Origin of the sequence: Hydrococcus rivularis NIES-593 (genome assembly GCF_001904635.1) — a bacterium.
Taxonomy (GTDB): Bacteria; Cyanobacteriota; Cyanobacteriia; order Cyanobacteriales; family Microcystaceae; genus Hydrococcus; species Hydrococcus rivularis.
Window position 1 is genome coordinate 219,770 of the sequence record NZ_MRCB01000002.1, and the last position, 17,668, is coordinate 237,437.

Annotated in this window: 10 protein-coding genes; 7 read left to right on the plus strand and 3 right to left on the minus strand. The window is 41.9% G+C overall.

Annotated features, from left to right (window positions below; genetic code table 11):
• Positions 1 to 37: 37 nt before the first annotated feature.
• Positions 38 to 1,801: a cellulose-binding protein gene (locus tag NIES593_RS03365; protein ID WP_245817255.1), complete on the plus strand. Its 1,764-nt coding sequence runs from the start codon at positions 38 to 40 to the stop codon at positions 1,799 to 1,801.
• Between the two features lie 7 nt (positions 1,802 to 1,808).
• Here NIES593_RS03365 and NIES593_RS03370 read toward each other — a convergent pair whose 3' ends face one another.
• The 3 genes from NIES593_RS03370 to crtH all read right to left on the minus strand — a co-directional run bounded on the left by NIES593_RS03370 (position 1,809) and on the right by crtH (position 6,660).
• Entirely contained in the window at positions 1,809 to 3,491 is a 1,683-nt protein-coding gene (locus tag NIES593_RS03370; RefSeq protein ID WP_073598233.1) for an ABC1 kinase family protein, read from the minus strand.
• A 9-nt stretch (positions 3,492 to 3,500) separates the two neighbouring features.
• Positions 3,501 to 4,937 (minus strand): sensor histidine kinase, encoded by a 1,437-nt coding sequence (locus tag NIES593_RS03375; RefSeq protein ID WP_073598234.1) that lies wholly within the window; start codon positions 4,935 to 4,937, stop codon positions 3,501 to 3,503.
• Positions 4,938 to 5,121: 184 nt separating this feature from the next.
• Positions 5,122 to 6,660, minus strand: a complete 1,539-nt coding sequence (crtH, locus tag NIES593_RS03380; RefSeq protein ID WP_073598235.1) for a carotenoid isomerase — start codon at positions 6,658 to 6,660, stop codon at positions 5,122 to 5,124.
• Between the two features lie 326 nt (positions 6,661 to 6,986).
• Between crtH and NIES593_RS03385 the strand changes: the two genes are divergently transcribed.
• From NIES593_RS03385 to NIES593_RS03410, 6 genes are all read left to right on the plus strand, one after another.
• Positions 6,987 to 8,108, plus strand: a complete 1,122-nt coding sequence (locus NIES593_RS03385; RefSeq protein ID WP_073598236.1) for a hypothetical protein — start codon at positions 6,987 to 6,989, stop codon at positions 8,106 to 8,108.
• A gap of 16 nt (positions 8,109 to 8,124) precedes the next feature.
• Positions 8,125 to 11,460 (plus strand): tubulin-like doman-containing protein, encoded by a 3,336-nt coding sequence (locus NIES593_RS03390; protein WP_073598237.1) that lies wholly within the window; start codon positions 8,125 to 8,127, stop codon positions 11,458 to 11,460.
• A 22-nt stretch (positions 11,461 to 11,482) separates the two neighbouring features.
• Entirely contained in the window at positions 11,483 to 13,405 is a 1,923-nt protein-coding gene (locus NIES593_RS03395; RefSeq protein WP_073598238.1) for a synaptonemal complex protein 1, read from the plus strand.
• A 31-nt stretch (positions 13,406 to 13,436) separates the two neighbouring features.
• Positions 13,437 to 14,057 carry an OmpA family protein gene (locus NIES593_RS03400; protein ID WP_073598239.1) on the plus strand — a complete coding sequence of 207 codons (621 nt, stop codon included), beginning with the start codon at positions 13,437 to 13,439 and terminating at the stop codon, positions 14,055 to 14,057.
• A gap of 143 nt (positions 14,058 to 14,200) precedes the next feature.
• Complete coding sequence (gene ggt / locus NIES593_RS03405) at positions 14,201 to 15,751, plus strand: gamma-glutamyltransferase (protein ID WP_073598240.1); 1,551 nt, start codon at positions 14,201 to 14,203, stop codon at positions 15,749 to 15,751.
• A gap of 254 nt (positions 15,752 to 16,005) precedes the next feature.
• The gene (locus NIES593_RS03410) at positions 16,006 to 17,613 is read left to right on the plus strand and encodes a TolC family protein (RefSeq protein WP_073598241.1); all 1,608 of its coding nucleotides are present in this window, start codon (positions 16,006 to 16,008) and stop codon (positions 17,611 to 17,613) included.
• The last annotated feature ends 55 nt before the right edge of the window (positions 17,614 to 17,668 follow it).

Sequence of the window (17,668 nt, forward strand, 5' to 3'; positions counted from 1 at the left end):
AAAACTGAGGTTAGGCTTGGTACTCAACTCCAATAAGATGATGAGAAAATATAAGTTTGCGATAATTTTTGCGATCGCCGCTATCTCAGTCTTAATCGTTTCCTATCTCATCTCGAATTTCGATTCCCCGCCTGCCTCAAAACTTGAGACTCCATTACCGCAAATCTCAAAATCTAAAAACCCAGTTACTCCAACCGTCAAAAGCGAACCATCCATAGGAACCAATCTCAGCAGCATCAGCTACTGGTCGTCTCAACACCCTTTTCTCGATGCATTTAAATCCTCTGGAGCTTGGATAACGCAAAATGAGAAAGTGTGGGATACCAAAGAATCGGATCGGTTAGATTTAGACGAAAATGGCTGGGTCAAATCTCTACCCCGTACCGGCAGCGGTTCTCAATACACTAGCGTCGGTACCCTCATGTTCCGAGATCTACAAGGACGTTATCCCGGCGGACAATACGTCGTTCTCTATCAAGGACAAGGTACGATTGAATACGGCTTTGACGCTAAAAAAAATCAAGCTGCCTCTCGTTTTGGGCGAGATGTTATCGATGTCACTCCCTCCAATGCTGGCATCTGGTTAAAAATTACCGCCACCGACCCCAACAGAACAGGCAACTACCTTCGCAACATCCGCGTCGTTCCCATCGCTGACGAAAACAGCTACCAACGTCAAATCTTCAATCCCGACTTTATCGAGAAAGTCAAAGCTTTTAAAGTCTTCCGTTTTATGGATTGGATGGCGACCAACGGTTCTACCCAGCGTCAATGGAGCGATCGCCCGACTCCGCAAGACGCTAGATACTCCATCAAGGGCGTTCCTGTGGAACTCATGGTCGAACTCTCCAATCGCACCAATAGCGACCCCTGGTTTACCATGCCGCACATGGCAAGCGACGAATACGTCGCCAACTTTGCTCGCTACGTCAAAGACCATCTCGAACCGGGACGCAAAGTCTATGTAGAGTATTCAAACGAGGTCTGGAATGGAAAATTTCCACAAAATCGTTGGGCTTTGCAGCAGGGAAAAGCATATTTTAGCGGCACTCAAGGCTCCGACTACACCAAAGCAATGCGTTGGTACGGCAAGCGCACCACAGAAATTACCAAGATCTGGGATCGGGTTTTTGGGAAAGACAAAGATCGAGTCATCGGAGTCATGGCGGGACAAGCTGCTAATCCCCAAGTAGTTAAGGATGCACTCTCTTATCCACGAAGCGATCGCCCGCTATCTCATCAAAAATACGGCATCGATGCGATCGCGATCGCTCCCTACTTCGGCGGTTATCTAGGTTCGCCAAAGCATCAAGACCAAGTAGTTATTTGGACGCTTGAAGCCGATGGCGGACTCGATTTGCTTTTTGAGGAGATCGCCAAAGGAGGGGTCTTGAGTGACGGTCCCTCCGGCGGTGCCTTGCAACAAGCCTATAACTGGATTGAGACTCATGCCGAGTTGGCCCGACAAGAAAATTTACAGCTTCTCGCCTATGAAGGCGGTCAGCATTTGGCGGGAGTTAATGGAGTCGAAAATAACGATGCCATTACCGAGTTGTTTATTCAGGCAAATCGCAACCCGCGCATGGGAAAGATCTATAAGGAGTACCTCAAGAAATGGTTTGAGTTAGGTGGCGGATTGTTTGTTAACTTCAGCGACATCGGTCAGCCTAGTAAATGGGGCAGTTGGGGAATATTGGAATACGTCGAGCAAGATAGTGCCCCCAAGTACGACGCTTTTTTGGATCTGCTCGATCGCTTTTCTAGCTCGAAACAGCAGAAGTCCCAGCGATCGAACAGTTAATATTTAATTATTTATCCGCCAATCGATCGAGCTTTTCTTGAAGCGCTAAAGCAATTAAAGAACGCAGTAAAAATAAACTAAACAGTCCCGCTCCCCCAAAAGCAATAATGGCAAATTTACTGTATGCCGTTGATAGCAAAACTGTTGCAGACAGCAAGGTCAACCCGGTCAAGCAGGCATAAATTAAACTTTTAATTGCCATATAAATTCGTTTGAGGGTTCGTTCGTTTTCTAAGGAACGAATTCGTAACTGCAATTCTCCCCGCTCGATTTTTTCTTCCAACCGTCGCAGATATCTTTCAGTAGTGTTAGGTTGCTGCCATTTATTTTTAATAAATTCTCTAGCTTGTTTTGCCAATGTGCTGACTAAACTTCCTTTACCATTAGAAACAGCAAGACTTCGGACAAAAGGTTGGCTCGCTGCTAATAAATTATATTGGGGATCGAGGGCACGAGCGATGCCATCGAGGGTAGTAATTGATTTAATAATAAAAGTCATCTGAGCGGGAAGGCGAAAAGGTTGCTGTTTAAACATCAAATAAACTTCTTCTCCCACTCGCTCGAAAGCTTTAATATCGACGGGTTTATCGCGAAATTCTTCTAATAAAAAAGCAACGATTCGTTTAACGGGAGTCAGATCTCGCATTGGTTCGATTAACCCCATATAAATCATCGTTTCAACGACTTTATCAGTATCTTTTCTGAGGACGGCAAAAAATGTTTCTATCATTTGGTCTTTAGCAACTGACTTCACTTCTGCCATCGTGCCAAAATCATAAAAAATTAGGTCACCGCTACTACTAACTGCCATATTGCCGGGATGGGGATCGGATTGAAAAAAGCCATCTTGCAATAACTGTTTGAGATAAGAACAAATTCCTAATTGAATAATTTCGTCGAGATTAATTCCTTTTGCTTCTAAACTTTGGCGATCGTCAATTTTAATACCAGGTAGATATTCTAAAGTAAGTACCTTTTTGGTCGTGTATTGCCAATAAACTTTGGGAACTTTAATGCGAGCATGATTTTTAAAGTTTTCTTGGAAGCGATCGGCATTTTTGCCTTCGTGAATATAGTCGATTTCTAAAAAAAGCAGTTCAAAAAACTCCTCATAAATTGCTTCTAAATCGTACTTTTTTAGAGCCGGTAAATAACGTTTTCCCGCTCTGATCAGTTGATGGAGAACTTCAAAATCTAAATTAAACAGTTCTTCTAATCCCGGACGCTGAACTTTGACGACAACTTCTTCTCCCGTATGCAGTCTCGCTTTATGAACTTGTCCCAAACTCGCAGATGCTAGGGGTGTAGACTCAAACGCTTGAAATAGAAAATCGATCGGTTTACCTAATTCGGATTCGATAACGGCGATCGCTTCTGCAATCTCAAATGGCGGCACTCGATCTTGTAATTGCTGTAATTCCTGTACGTACTCTATGGGAAGGAGATCGGCGCGGGTAGAGAGCGATTGTCCGATTTTAATAAAAGTGGGTCCTAAACGAACTAATTGTTTGACTAACCACTGAGCACGGCGATGCCTCCGCCTAGAGTCGTTATTTCCGGCGAACTTATCCCATCCCAAGTAAAAGAGAAATTGGGTAACGACACTAAAAACTTCAAGCTGACGCGCGAGGGGAGAATATTGATGGCGTTGCCAACTTAGGAATTTAGACTTTCCACTCCTGACGAGCATGACAATTATCTAAGTCTGGCGATCGCAAAATTGAGGTAGCGTAAGAGTAAAAGAAGTAACATGAGTATCTGAATTATCCGTAGGACGGCTAGCAACCTCAATCTTACCATTGAGAAGCTCGACTAACCTTTTGATTAGAGACAATCCCAATCCAACTCCAGGTATCGACTGCTCGATCGCGTCTTCTCCTCGACGAAACGGTTCAAAAATATAAACCCTCTCTTGAGCAGAAATCCCGCGACTGATGTTGCTCGCCGCGATCGCAACTTGACCTTCCTCTTCTCTAACGCTCAGAGATACTGTCGTCCCCGGTAAGGAAAATTTGCCAGCATTGGTCAACAGTTCGCTCAAAATACTGCGCAGATGTTGGGGATCGGTATAGGCAATCAGCGACAAGTCCGATTGCGGAGCAATCGCGATCGTTAATTGCTTGCGCCGATCTTCTTGCCACTGCTGTTGAAATAACCGAACTAATTCTTCGATCGGGGGTTTGAGGGCAACTGCTTCGGGCTTAAAGACGACTTCGTGGGACTCTAATTTCTTGAGAGTCACGATGTTATTAATCAAATCGTTCAGTCGCTGCCATTCTTGTTTGAGAATATCCCAGTACCTTGCTTGAGATTCTGGCGGCAGGGATTGACTGCGATCTTTACTGAGCATTTCTATCGCCAGTTTCATACTCGCCAAGGGATTTCTAGCGCGATCGCTGATAGCAGTAATAATTTCGTCTTGAAGTTGATTTAAATGTCGCTGCTGTTCGAGTTGTTGGTGAGTTAGGTCGTACCATTTTTTAAACAATTGGTTGCTCTCCAGGGGAAAAACCTTGCTCGTTCCTGATAGAGAGTCTTTCGCAAGATTAATTTTTGTCACTTTCTCCAATTGAGAGATATGATAAGCGATCGCTCCAACTTCAGCAGCTACTTGTAACCATTGATGCTCTTTTGCCGTCCATTGATGGGGTTGCCAATATCCGACCACAATTATTCCATTGGCATTTTCTTGAAAGTATGTCGTTATTCCCAGCAGGGCGCGTAGCGGCATGTTGTTTAACCAATCTGCCATAGCCCGCTCCCGATCTCGTACCGACGCAGAAGCAAGAAACCCAGGCGGCGCAACATTCATGCCGTCCGTCGCGGGATTTAGAGTCGCCTGAAGATCGGCAATCTCTAACGGCTCGATTCTGGTTAAAATATCTGCGATCGGAGGATGGGAAAAAAACTGTTTGGTTATCTCAAAAGGAAGTATCGAGGAATCTTTGTTATCCCAAAAACCTGCCTGAATCTTTGGTCTAGCACTGGTACTCGCTACGAATAAGCAAACATCCGCTCCGAATGTTTGCCCTACGGTACGAGCCATTTCCGAAAAGAGCGATCGAGCACCGATGCTCGATTGAATTAGTTTCATGAGCTGGTAGGCTAGCTGGTTAGACTCGGCGGGATAAGACATTTCAGTTGCACAATATTTCTGCTGAACCAGGGCGAAATAGCCAGACTGCTCGATCCGATTGTCTTTGCTAGATTCATCAGACTGATTTCTTTATCCCTCAATCATCCGCTTCTCTCATGCTTATCCCAAGCGTAAATCCACGGAATTCGGCAGCCAGGCATAAAATTAGCTTACTAGAAACTAACTAAAGTCCTAAATCCACTGCTATGCGATGACCGCAGGCAAACCCCGAAAATGCCACCGCATTTAACCCCTGTCCCGGAAAAGTACTATCTCCTACGCAATAGAGTCCGGGAATAGCAGTTCGGTTAAACGGCATTCCTAACAAACCTGCTAACTTGCCGCGAGGGATCGGTCCGTATGTCCCGTCATCGCGACCCAAGAAGCGGCGATGAGTGCGTGGCGTTCCCACCTCCTGATAATCTAATCCAGCAGTCAAACCGGGAAAAATTTTCTCCAACCTCTTAATTATACGTTCTGCTGCTTCTTCCTTCTTGTGTTGATACTCTTTTGGGGAGAGTCCCTGCCATTGTTCCATCCAGCTAGGCGTAAATGTGTGAATGATATGATGTTCCGGCGGCGCTAAATCCGGGTCGAGCAAAGTCGGAATCGAGACAAAAATCGTTCCCTCCTCGTCTTCCATCTTCTCCCAATCTTCCAATAAAATGTGGTGGCAATCCGTTCCCGACGGTAGGACTTCTGAGTTGACCCCTAAATGCAGACTTAGAAAACTAGGTGATTTCTGATACCGCTTTTGCCACCGTTTTTCGGAAGCAGGCATCGCCTCAGACGGCAGCAATTTCTCAAATGTGTCCCAACGAGTGGCGTTAGAAACAATCCGCTTCGCCCGATATTGTTTCCCGTTGGCTAATTTAACGCCGACTGCTGTGCCATCCTCAAGGATAATTTGCGTAACTCTCGCTCCATACTGAATTTCGCTGCCTGCTTTAACCAATCCTTCGACTAACTTCCCAGCGATTTGACCCACGCCGCCTTTGGGATAGTTAATTCCTCCATAATGTCTGTCAGAAAAGACCATTCCTGCGTTAATCATGGGAGTGCGATCGGCTGGGACGACCGACCAACAATAACACTCCATATCGATAAATTTCAGTAGTTGCGGGTCGCTGATGTAACGACGGGCAATATCTCCGGCGTTTTGGGGCAGGTATTTGACTAACCCCAAACAAGCGAAGGGATGCTGGAAGAAAACTCGCATTAGATATCGAGGTTCTTCTAGGGAAAGCAACTCCATCGCGTTGAGACAGTTAAAGACTTTCCAGCACTCGTCGTAGAAACGGCGAATTCCTTGTTGTTCGTGGGGGAAATGAGAGGTTAACTCTTGCAAAAATTTCTCATAATCGCGATGGACTTTTAACTCCAATCCGTTGGGCAAGTGATAGTGAATCTGCACCGAGTCGGGAATGGTTTCTAGACTCATATTGACGGCTTTGAGGGCACGGGTGAGGAGGTTGGTGGTGCCATTAGTCCCGAAGCCAAAAATCATCGAAGCTCCGACATCGAAGCGATAGCCTTCTCGCTCAAAGTAGCCAGCACTGCCGCCCGGAATGAGATATCGCTCTAAAACTAAGACTTTTGCGCCTTTGGAGGCAAGCTGGGTGGCGGTAACTAATCCGCCAATACCAGACCCTATGACAATAACGTCGTATTCTGAGGCATTCACTGGTTCGTTAGACTGGAAAGCTGAAGATACGGCACTCATATAATTGGTTATGCAGACATATAGAAAAGATCCCTGAGCTTATAGTTTATCGCTAAAAAAAACAGGGGAGCCGCCCTTATACTGTCTTAGCGGTCCCACCTGCCGATCCTTGAGAGGAGAACACTTTAGAATCAATATAGCCTTATTAAGAACCTTTGTCAATATAATTGCAATCTATTCTCAATAATTTGCCAGTTCTGCGACAAGGAAGGATAGGGATAGGGCGGGAGCCAAACGATAAAGCTGAACTTCTAATACTGTTTGTTACTTTTGCCAAATCTATGGGAACTCTATGACAGTAGCCTTTAGTTTTTAGCAAAACCGCCTTGAGTACTACCTGTCAAGCAGTTGCTCCCAGTCAGCAAAATCTTAATTTCTGGCAAAAAGCGGGATTAGAATTAGTCGCTCTTTTTCGCGGACGAGATGTTGTATTGGCGATCGATCTGACGGAGAGCGTCGGTTTGAATGATGAAGGGCGCATTCGTCTGCGTCAGCTTATTGAAGATAGCTTGCAAAAGAGAGATTCTGTCTATGTGGTTCCTTTTGCATCAACAGTTAACCCTCTCGCATCGACGGTTAATCCTATTTCCCTGGAAACCGCTATTTCCTTCCAGGGAAAACCAGAGGAAATCGATCGCATCTTAAAAACCGTTCCTTTCCAATCTAATGCAACTCAGCAGTGGACGGATATTCAGTTAGCCGAGTCATTTATTTATCGAGAACTCGCACAAGTTAACCAATGTCGTCTAGTCCAAAATAAATCCATCAAGCCTCAGTCGGTGGTTTGGCTGACAGATGCACCTCTGTTTACCGAACCGGGAATTGCTTCGGATGTATGGATTGAAACTCCTGCTGATAGTCCCTTTCGAGTACAAAACTCGCTCCCCAGCCAAGAAAGAAAGAAGTGGCTGGATACTTTACCCTTGCAAAAGCGATCGCAATCCATTGACAACTATCAGCTTACAGTAGTTGATATTGCTCCTACCGTTCAAGAATTTTGCACCCCAGCACCAGGCGGAAAAGAAACCTGTTTAGTAACTCCTTATTTGATTGGGCAATTATGGTTTCCTGCTTTAGTGTTTTTCTCAAGTTTGGCTGCGATCTTAGTTTTCGGGGGGTTGGGCATCAAATATTTAATGAGCCTCAAGAAAACCTGGCAATTAAGAATTACTTATGAAGATAGTCAAGAGGAGCAAATTCGTTTTTTACGACATCAACAAAGCCTTGCGATCGGCGACGACATTGATTGTCCTGGGTCAGAAGTAAGAGGATATTTAAAACGGGAAGGAACCAATCTTTATTTAGAACCGATTTCCCAAAGTTTACCGATTTCTTACCGAGGTCGAGAAATTACCCAACGTCAACTACTAAAGGGAAATTATATTAAACTAAATTGCCCTTATAAATCTCGCGATTTCGATTTAATTATTCAAGTCAATAAACAATAATCTAATCAGGAAAAATATGGGAAATCAATCTTTGAAAAATGAAAAGCAATCTCGCCAAATTAAGCGGACTCTTTGTATTGGCTTAGGAGGAACGGGTCGAGATGTTTTGATGCAAATTCGCCGATTAATTATCGATCGCTATGGCAAATTAAGCGAACTACCAGTGGTGAGTTTTGTCCATATTGATGCAGATAAAGGAGCAAGCCAAATCTCTGGCTTGCGGACGGGGAATACTTATCATGGCGAAGATATTTTATTCCGCGATGCCGAAAAAGTTATAGCGACAATGAGCAGTCAAGAAGTTAACGATTTAGCTCAAGGTTTGGAACGTCGTTCGATCTATGAAAGAGAGGGACCTTACGATCGCATTGGGTGCTGGTTTGCCCCACAGCTTCTCAAGAATATCAAAGCCATAGAAGATGGAGCAAGCGGGATTAGACCTGTAGGAAGATTAGCCTTTTTTCAAAATTATCGCAAGATTCAAAAAGCCATTGAAACAGCCGAAAATTGCACCAGAGGACATGACAAAAAACTCCTCGAAAAAGGGCTTATTCTCGAACCGGGACTGAATATTTTTGTCGTCGGTTCTCTATGTGGGGGAACGGGAAGCGGCATGTTTTTAGATGTCGCTTATAGTCTCAGGCGGGCTTATAGCGATAAAGAAAATCAAATTGTTGGTTACTTAATAATTAGTCCAGAGTTATATGGCAATACTCCTAGTATGAATGCCAATACTTATGCGGCATTAAAGGAATTGAATTATTATGCTTCTGAAAATACTACGTTTGAAGCACGTTACGACTCTCAACACTTAATTGATGTCAATGAAACTCGTCCGCCTTTTGATTTTGTTTATTTGGTTTCAAACCAAACTGCCAACGATCATAAAATCATTGAAAAAAGCAAGCTTTCTAATATTATTGCTCATAAAATTTATTTAGATTTTGCTGATGAATTATCGCCAATCATTCAAGGACAAAAAAATAATTTTCTGGAAAAACTTTCTAGAACAGATGAGCATCCTCGCCGTAACGTGCAGCGTTATTTAACTTTTGGACTCGCAAAAATTTATTTTCCTCGCGATTTAACCGTTCAAGTTTCTTTAAATCATATTAAATTAAAGCTATTATCTTTCTGGTTAAATGGCGAAGGGCAAAGTCCAGATACTCAAGCTTTATTAGAAAGGTTTTTGCTTAATTGGCGTTCTGACAGAGATGGTAGAGATATTTTTACTCTCAAACTAGAAGAAGCTGCTCAAGATAATAATAAAACTTTCGTCCAGACGATTAATAACTGGAAAAATCAATTAGAACAACGAATTTTGGCGTGTCAAAATCAAAGCGATCGCCAAAAACTAATTCAGCAGTTGCCAGGAGATTTTCGCTCTCAATTTCGCAAAGTTCAGCCAGGGGAAACTGAAAGCACTAGGGGAGTGTGGCTAACAACTCTACAACAAATAAATCATCGCGTTGCAGCGAAATTTCAACAAGATATCATGCAGTTTTTAACCGATTTACTCAATCCTGCTAATGCTGATTTTTCCTTAAGCAGTACTCGTAGTTGGTTAGAAGCTTTGCTTACAGAACTGAATAAATATCAAAGAAATTTAGAAGATAAGCTTCAGAATCTTAGCAATCTGTATTGCATAGAGGATGTTGAAAGAAAATGGCAAGATGCGAGTCAAATCCTTCAAGATATCGAACAAAAAAAAGGTTTGTTTGGGATTAATACTCAAAAAAATAGCCAGTTCCAAGAAGAATCTATGAGAGTTCTTCAAGATGTTTGTAAGCTAACCAAACATAATTTTGATTATGCACTTAACCAAGAAGCCCTAAAAATTGTCAAAAATTTACAGCAAATAGTGCAGGCGATCGCTACCCAAGCTAATAATTTTGACAACTTATTAAAAATCTTACAAACTGACTACGAGAAAAGAGGTGACGATCTAGAACACTTGAATGAAGATCGAATGAATGGAGAGGCTATTTTTGCCGATAAAGATACGAATGAATGTTACGAAAGTCTTCTTGCCAATAACGAACGGCGATCGCAATTAATTGCCGTCAGTGCCAAAATTACCGAACCAATTAACTTAGGAGAGTCTTTAATTCACTTTTTAACCCAGGATCGCTTAATCGATGAAAAACAACTACAAGAGAAAATTGATGAGATAGTTGAGAGTTTATTTGGTTCTCGTACTTTGAATATAGTTCAGTCAGTCATTAAGCGTTTCCTGCAAAAATATCCTTTTTCAGATGGGGAGACTCGTCTAGCACAAATTATTCGAGAAGCCGATCCCTTGCTTCCCCTCAATTTAAGCGCACCTTACTTTTTTAATGAGGCAGGTAAAAGTTTTAAAATAATTGGTTTTAAGGATACAGACGAACGAGAAGTTAAACAATTTAGAGATTTACTAACTAGAAATTTAGGCATTGCAGATAACGTTCTCAAACCGACTCAAACGGAAGACGAAATTGTCATAATTAATGAATATGCTGCATTTCCTCTGAGACTAATTAGTGGTCTCCAGCAGATGAGAGAACAATATAATCGCCAACAAAAGTATGAATCTATTTTGTTGCATAACGACTATCGCAAAACATTTATTGACATCATTCCTCCCGATGCTAGGAAGATGGAAGAATTGCAAGATATTTTTTATACTTGTTTAGCCTTTAATTTGTTGGAAGAAAACCCGGAAACTCAAAAATATGAATTTCAATACTATGATGGATTACGTAATTTATATGAGACTGTCGAACTCAGTTATATCTGGAATGAAGCTTTAGAACAACTGGCAAATTTACAAGACATGACTAAGGCTTTAAAAGAATTGAGAGATAAGGCAATTCATGAAATAAAAATACAAAACGATCGCTGGGATAATTATTATTTACCTAAACTACGAGAATTTGTCAGAAAAGTCGATCGCTTGTCTGAATACGATCCAAATTTTCCTGAAAAAGCTACTGTAGTCGGCGTAAAAGCTACCATCGACACTCCAGCAAAAGAAGGAATTGTCGTGCGAATTTTGCGCCATGTTCAAGAGGAAATTATACAAAAACGTCCGCTACCACCTACTAATATACCTTCAACAAATCTCCTTACTCCCAGTTCAGAAAGAAGTGGCGATCGCGCTGGAAACAACAATATTAATACACAACTAGAACCAGTATATGAATTAGAGTTTGAACTAACAGAAAAACCGTCTCAAAATTCTCCATCCAATAACCAAAAAGTAAACGATCTAGAAGCTATGCAAAAACTTAGAGAATTAATTCAAATGAAAAAAGAAGGCGATCTTACCGAAGAAGAATTCAAAGCTCTCAAAAAGCAATTATTAGATCTATAAACTTATTTTAGGAGTTCAATTCATGCTTGAATGGATAAAACTTTTTCCTCCTTATCTAATTTTTCTTACTGTTGTTTTTGTCATTATTCCCTCTTTTGCTAGCTTTTTAATACGTTTGTCTATTTACAAGTATTTAAACGATCTGGCAAATAAAGTCATACGACTTTTAAGATCGGGAGAAAGCCGTGGCATACAACCTAAAATTGTTGAGGAACTAGAGAAAAGATACAAAGAATCTATTACTCAACTAGAACAGGTTAATACAGCAGCTTTAATTGACGGAGTTTACAGTCAAGAAAAGTTTCGCTTTTTTGGTTTTTCCCTTCGCTGCGAACAATGGGATCATTTTTGCAAAATACTACCTAATTTACTGCTTGCTTTTGGACTGTTAGGTACTTTTTTAGGCATAACGCTTAACTTATACAATCTGAGTCAAACCATTAACGGGATAGAGAATGATGTTAGTAGTTTAGTCCAGCAATTGCAGACTCCTCTGCAAAGTATGGGAATTGCTTTCATTACTAGCCTGATTGCTCTTGTTTGCAGTTCATTTTTGATCGTCATTAACCTTCGCTGCAATACTAATTTAGCAAAAGTTCGACTAATTAGTTCTTTAGAAGATTATCTTGACAATATTTTTAAATCCAAAGTTCAAGGCGATTCACGCCTCGATAAAGCTGTAAATCGAATGGTAGAACAGCAACATGAGTTCTTAACTAGATTTCATGAAAAAGTCGGGCAAGTCTTAGAGTCAACCTTGGGACGCGCAGCAGATAAAATTGCTGAAGAGAACAAAATATCTAATGCATTAGCTAGAGAAGTTTATGAGAGATTTCTTGAATCTTCTGGTACATTGGCTAGGAGTGCTAATACTTTTCAAGAAGCTGCCTCATTTTTAGACAAACAAGTAGAGAGTATTGCTGATATTGTTCCTCATTTCCAAAAATCTTGTCAAACATTGGAAAATAGTGCCCTTGTTTTTCTAGAAGCTTCTGAAAAGATTGAAAAGAGCAAATTCTCTGAAAATTTAGAAACTATTACCGCAGATTTAGCAAAAACTCAAAAAGCGTTTTCTCAGTCAACTGCATTTCTTGGAAATAATATGCATAAACTTATTGACAACAATCAGAAAGCTACCAAATTAGCTGAGAAAGTTTATAATCAACTGCAAGAATCCTCAGCGAAACTACAAAATAGTGCAACGAGTTTCCTTGAAGCATCAGAAACAATTAAACAAAGTCAGTTTGCTGATAAATTATCAGCAGCTACAACCGATCTAGCTACTATGCAAAATCAGTTTGCTCAAGCGGCATCAACTTTGAATCAATCTACCCAATCGATAGAAATAGTCATAACGAACCTACAAAACTCTGTTCAAAGAATGGTAGATTTAGGAGATAGAATAAGTGGCTTAAACCAACAGTCAGCTAAAATAATAGACTTAACTGAAACCAGACTAACCAATGAAAAAGATAGTTTGAATCACATTCAGGTTGAACTGAATAATTTAATTAAAATTTTAAAAGAAAATGAACAAAATACCAATCTTGAGTTACAGAAACTAGGCGATCGCTTTATCGCTAATACTGATAAACAGTTAGGTAATAATAGTAAACAAATTCAAATATTAGCCGATAAATTTGCTCGATATATCAGCGAGCTTATTGAGACAAAATCTAATTTGACTAATCTAGTCAACACTTTGAAAGAAAATACTAAACAGACGGAAAGTAATTTCCAGTTTTGGGGAGAGCGAATTACAACAGTGATAGAGAGAGAAACTAAACGTAGTAACGAGCAAAGTCGGGAATTGTTCTATCAATTAGCGCAATATATTCATAAAAATAGCGAAGTTCCTTCTAAATTCAATAAATTAGAAGAACTAAAAAGAGATCGTTTAGACTCATCAGGATTTAATGGAAAAACTAACCATAAAAATTCTTAGAGAGAAAAAGTAATCACTCAGGAGTTCTATAATGACCAGACGCTCGCTATATGCTCAAGACGATGAATCCGTAAATATCTTTCAATCTTTTACGGATTTAATGTCTAATGCTTTCATGATTATAAGTTTTTTCTTGTTACTCGTTCTATTGCAAGTTTTAGAATTAAACCAACGCTTGCAGGCGGCTTCCCCTATCATCATAGACGAGCAGTCAGGAAAATTTAAATTTAAATCGGGAAGTGCTGAGTTAACAACCGAACTGACAAGCTATATTCAAACTGCGATCGCGCCAAAAATTGAAGAGATTGCCAAGGAACGGGAGATTGATTTTATTCAAGTCATCGGTCATACTGACGGTCAGGAAATTAACAAAACCAGCAATTTAGATAGTACCCTAGAAGAAATAGCTCAAGGTCGTCAAGCTTTTAATAAACTCAAACCAGGCTCTAATGTAGATTTAGGGTTAATGCGAGCCTTAGCTGTGGTAAAAGAATTAGAAAAAACAAGTCGTTTAAAAAATATAAAATTTAGAGCCTATTCTGCGGCACAATTGTATTTATCATCAGGACAATTAGCTCCGCGCGATCGCAATCCTGATGAAAATAGGCGCAGGATAGAAATACGCTTTATCCCTCCAGGAGAACAGAAGTAAACAATACAGAATAAAAGATTTTAGAAGTTTAGAATTATTTCTCTCGCACTAAACTGGTTGTGTTGCAAAAACTGATAGAAGCCTGGTACAGATAATAAGTATTGATCGCTAACTATTTGCCAACGTGGAAAAAGCGAAGAGAAATGAGCCAGAAAAATCGAGGGGTTATTGCTGCTGGACATCAAAAAACTGCCGAGGCGGGGCAAGCAATGTTTGCCTTAGGCGGGAATGCTTTTGATGCTGCGATCGCGGCTGTCTTAACGGCATTTGTTGCAGAATCGGTTCTTTCCTCTCCAGCTGGCGGCGGTTTTCTCCTGGCTCATACTAAAGATAATCAAAGTATTTTATTTGATTTTTTTTGTCAAACTCCCCGTCATAAAAAACCTGTAGAAAAAATTGATTTCTATCCCATTCATGTTAACTTTGGCGGCGAAATTCAGACGTTTCATATAGGACTAGGTTCGATCGCAACGCCTGGAAATTTAGCAGGAATCTGGAAAGTTCATCAAAAATTGGGAAAATTGCCCTTTGAAGTCGTCGTCCAACCCGCGATCGATTGTGCCCAAAATGGATTTATTGTTAATCATTTTAATAGTTTTACCTTTAAATTACTCGAACCGATTTTGACAAGATATCCCGAATCTCGTCAAATTTATGCGCCAGATGGGAAATTATTGACTGCCGGACAAATCTGCTACATGAAAGATTTAGCGGCGACTTTAACTGAAATATCTCGCTCTGGAATCAAAATATTTTATGAAGGAGACATTGCTCATCAATTAGTGAAAGACTTGTCAGACGCGGGATATTTAACTCTAGAAGATCTTGAAAATTATCGAGTTCTTGTCAGGAAACCGCTAAAAATTCGCTATCGTGGCTGGGAATTACTGACCAATCCTCCACCGAGTTCGGGCGGAACGTTAATTGCTTTTGCCCTCAAACTTTTAGAAATATTCGATCTGAGTCAAATTGAATTTGGCACCTCTCAACATTTGGAAATATTAGCTCAAGTCATGCGCCTGACTAATGAAGCGAGAAAACATAATTACGATAGTCGCCTCTATCAAAAGAATATAGAGCAACATTTTCTCGACGAACGGTATTTAGAACAGTATCGATCGCAATTAGATGCTGCCGTCAACAAATTAGGCAACACCACTCATATCAGCGTCCTCGATAGCGAAGGAAATGCCGCAAGCGTTACCGTTTCTAACGGAGAAGGGTCTTCCTATGTCATCCCAGGAACGGGAATCATGCTCAATAACATGCTCGGAGAAGCCGATTTAAATCCCCTTGGCTTTCATAATTGGGAATGCGATCGCCGCATTTCTTCGATGATGTCGCCAACCATCGTTTTAAGAGACGGAAAACCAGAATTAGTACTGGGTTCGGGCGGTTCCAATCGGATTAGAACGGCAATTTTACAAGTCATTTCTAACTTATTAGATTTTAACTTATCGCTCGCAGAAGCTGTAGAAAATCCGAGAGTGCATTGGGAAAATAATATATTCAGCGTCGAACCTATGTTTGGAGCAGAAACTCTCGAACGATCGCGCCTGCCAGAAGCCACTCAAGTTGTTTTGTGGCAAGAGAAAAATATGTTCTTTGGCGGCGTTCATGCAGTCAGAAAAAAACCCGACGGAAGCATGGAAGGACGTGGCGATCCTCGACGGGAAGGAGTAGCGATCGCTTAATCCCATTTCACTTCCTATAACAAAGATAAAGGCACAAGGGGGCATGACCATACGCCTGTAGGGGAAAGTGGGAGGAGATCGCTACGAAAGTTTGGATGAAGGAACCATTTCCTTGAATTTTCAATTCATTACCGATTAAATAAGCTTTAAGCTATTTAGCAAGAAGTCTGTTTCAAAATCTAATCGTTCTTGCTAGATGACTTCAGATTTTCTTGCATAATTACCTGTTAAGAACGAAACCTATACTAGAGCCAATGTTAGTTATTCGTTATCTCATGACAGCCAGTGTCGGTGCAATCCTAACCCTTGTTTGGGGAACATCGGCAACTGCACAGACAGTATCGCCCCCTCGCACTAAATTCGAGAAGCTATCTCAAGTCGAGCATCGGAACACCAACGTAGCGCAGATGCAAGAGCAGCCAGCTCCTCCAGCTAGGGAGTCACTTCCCGGATTAGAGCCAGCTCAACCCTCTCAAGCGCCTGCCGAGACTCGCAAAGATGAGCCAGCCCCAGAAAATCTCGATCCGAGCGCTAATCCGCTACAATTTCCAACCAAACCAGAAGAAGTTGACATCGAAAACGTTCAGCCTATTACCCTCAATCAAGCGATCGAACTGGCACTGCGCAATAACAAAGACCTTCGGGAAGCCCGAATTACCCTAGAACGTCGGCAGGCTGAGTTGCAAGAAGCTCAAGCCGCTCTGTTACCCAACCTGTCCACTCAAGTCCAGTTCGATCGCAGCGGACAAACAACTAACATCCCAGGACAAGTAAATCCCTTTACCGGACAAACCGTAGGCGAACCCGAGCAAGGGTTTGAAGAAAGTACGAATTTCCAGGGAAACCTCGAACTGAGCTACAACATATACACGGGAGGGCGCAGAGGCGCGCAGATCGAACGAGCGGAACGTGCCTTGCGTCAAAGCGAGTTAGATGTAGAACGCCTTGCCGAAGAAACCCGCTTTAACGCGACTGACAGATATTACCTATTGCAAAATGCCGACGCTCAGGTTGCGATCGCTCAAGCAGCCGTAGAAGATGCCACTCAGAGTTTGCGCGATGCCCAACTCCTCGAACAGGCTGGTTTGGGAACGCGCTTCGATACGTTGCGATCTGAAGTAGACTTAGCCAGGGCAAACCAACAGTTAACCAGAGCCATTTCAGCGCAACGCACGGCTAGGCGGAATCTGGCAGAAGTCTTGAGCGTAGGTCAGCAAGTCGAGCTGACGGCTGCCGATGAAATCAAAGAGGCTGGCAGATGGCCGTTGTCTCTAGAAGAAAGTATCGTCCAAGCCTATAAAAATCGAGCCGAATTAGAGCAGCAGCTCTTACAGAGAGAAATTAGCGAACGCGATCGAACGATTGCACTAGCCGACATTAAACCGCAAGTTGATTTCTTTGCCCAATACAATTTCCGAGACAATTTCGATGACGAGTTTGGGATTGGCGACGGCTATAGCTTTGGAGCCAGAATGCGCTGGACGCTTTTCGATGGCGGAGCAGCTTTTGCTAGAGCGAGGCAGGCAGATAGAAATATCGACCTGGCTAACAATGCCTTCGCCAGACAGCGCAACCAAATTCGCACGCAGGTCGAAACAGCATACTATGAACTCATCGCCAATCAAGAAAATATCGAAACAACTCGGCTCAACGTGCAACGGGCTGAAGAATCGCTGCGACTAGCTCGCTTGCGTTTCCAAGCCGGAGTCGGCACCCAAACAGATGTAATTAACTCGCAACGGGATCTGACCGAAGCTCGCAGCGAGTTCCTACAGGCAATTATCGGTTACAATCAGTCGTTGAACCAACTACAACGATTCGTTAGCAATCAGCCAGATAATAGGCTATTTGAGTTCCGTTAATCGTGGTGTGGGGAGCAAATAAAGGAAAAAAGAAAAGGAAAAATTAATTTTGCCT

What these genes read in the sequence shown, in the direction of transcription:
- NIES593_RS03365 (WP_245817255.1), top strand. Translation starts at nt 38, where the DNA reads ATGATGAGAAAATATAAGTTTGCGATAATTTTTGCGATCGCCGCTATC.
- NIES593_RS03370 (WP_073598233.1), bottom strand. Translation starts at nt 3,491, where the DNA reads ATGCTCGTCAGGAGTGGAAAGTCTAAATTCCTAAGTTGGCAACGCCAT.
- NIES593_RS03375 (WP_073598234.1), bottom strand. Translation starts at nt 4,937, where the DNA reads ATGTCTTATCCCGCCGAGTCTAACCAGCTAGCCTACCAGCTCATGAAA.
- crtH (WP_073598235.1), bottom strand. Translation starts at nt 6,660, where the DNA reads ATGAGTGCCGTATCTTCAGCTTTCCAGTCTAACGAACCAGTGAATGCC.
- NIES593_RS03390 (WP_073598237.1), top strand. Translation starts at nt 8,125, where the DNA reads ATGGGAAATCAATCTTTGAAAAATGAAAAGCAATCTCGCCAAATTAAG.
- NIES593_RS03395 (WP_073598238.1), top strand. Translation starts at nt 11,483, where the DNA reads ATGCTTGAATGGATAAAACTTTTTCCTCCTTATCTAATTTTTCTTACT.
- NIES593_RS03400 (WP_073598239.1), top strand. Translation starts at nt 13,437, where the DNA reads ATGACCAGACGCTCGCTATATGCTCAAGACGATGAATCCGTAAATATC.
- ggt (WP_073598240.1), top strand. Translation starts at nt 14,201, where the DNA reads ATGAGCCAGAAAAATCGAGGGGTTATTGCTGCTGGACATCAAAAAACT.
- NIES593_RS03410 (WP_073598241.1), top strand. Translation starts at nt 16,006, where the DNA reads ATGTTAGTTATTCGTTATCTCATGACAGCCAGTGTCGGTGCAATCCTA.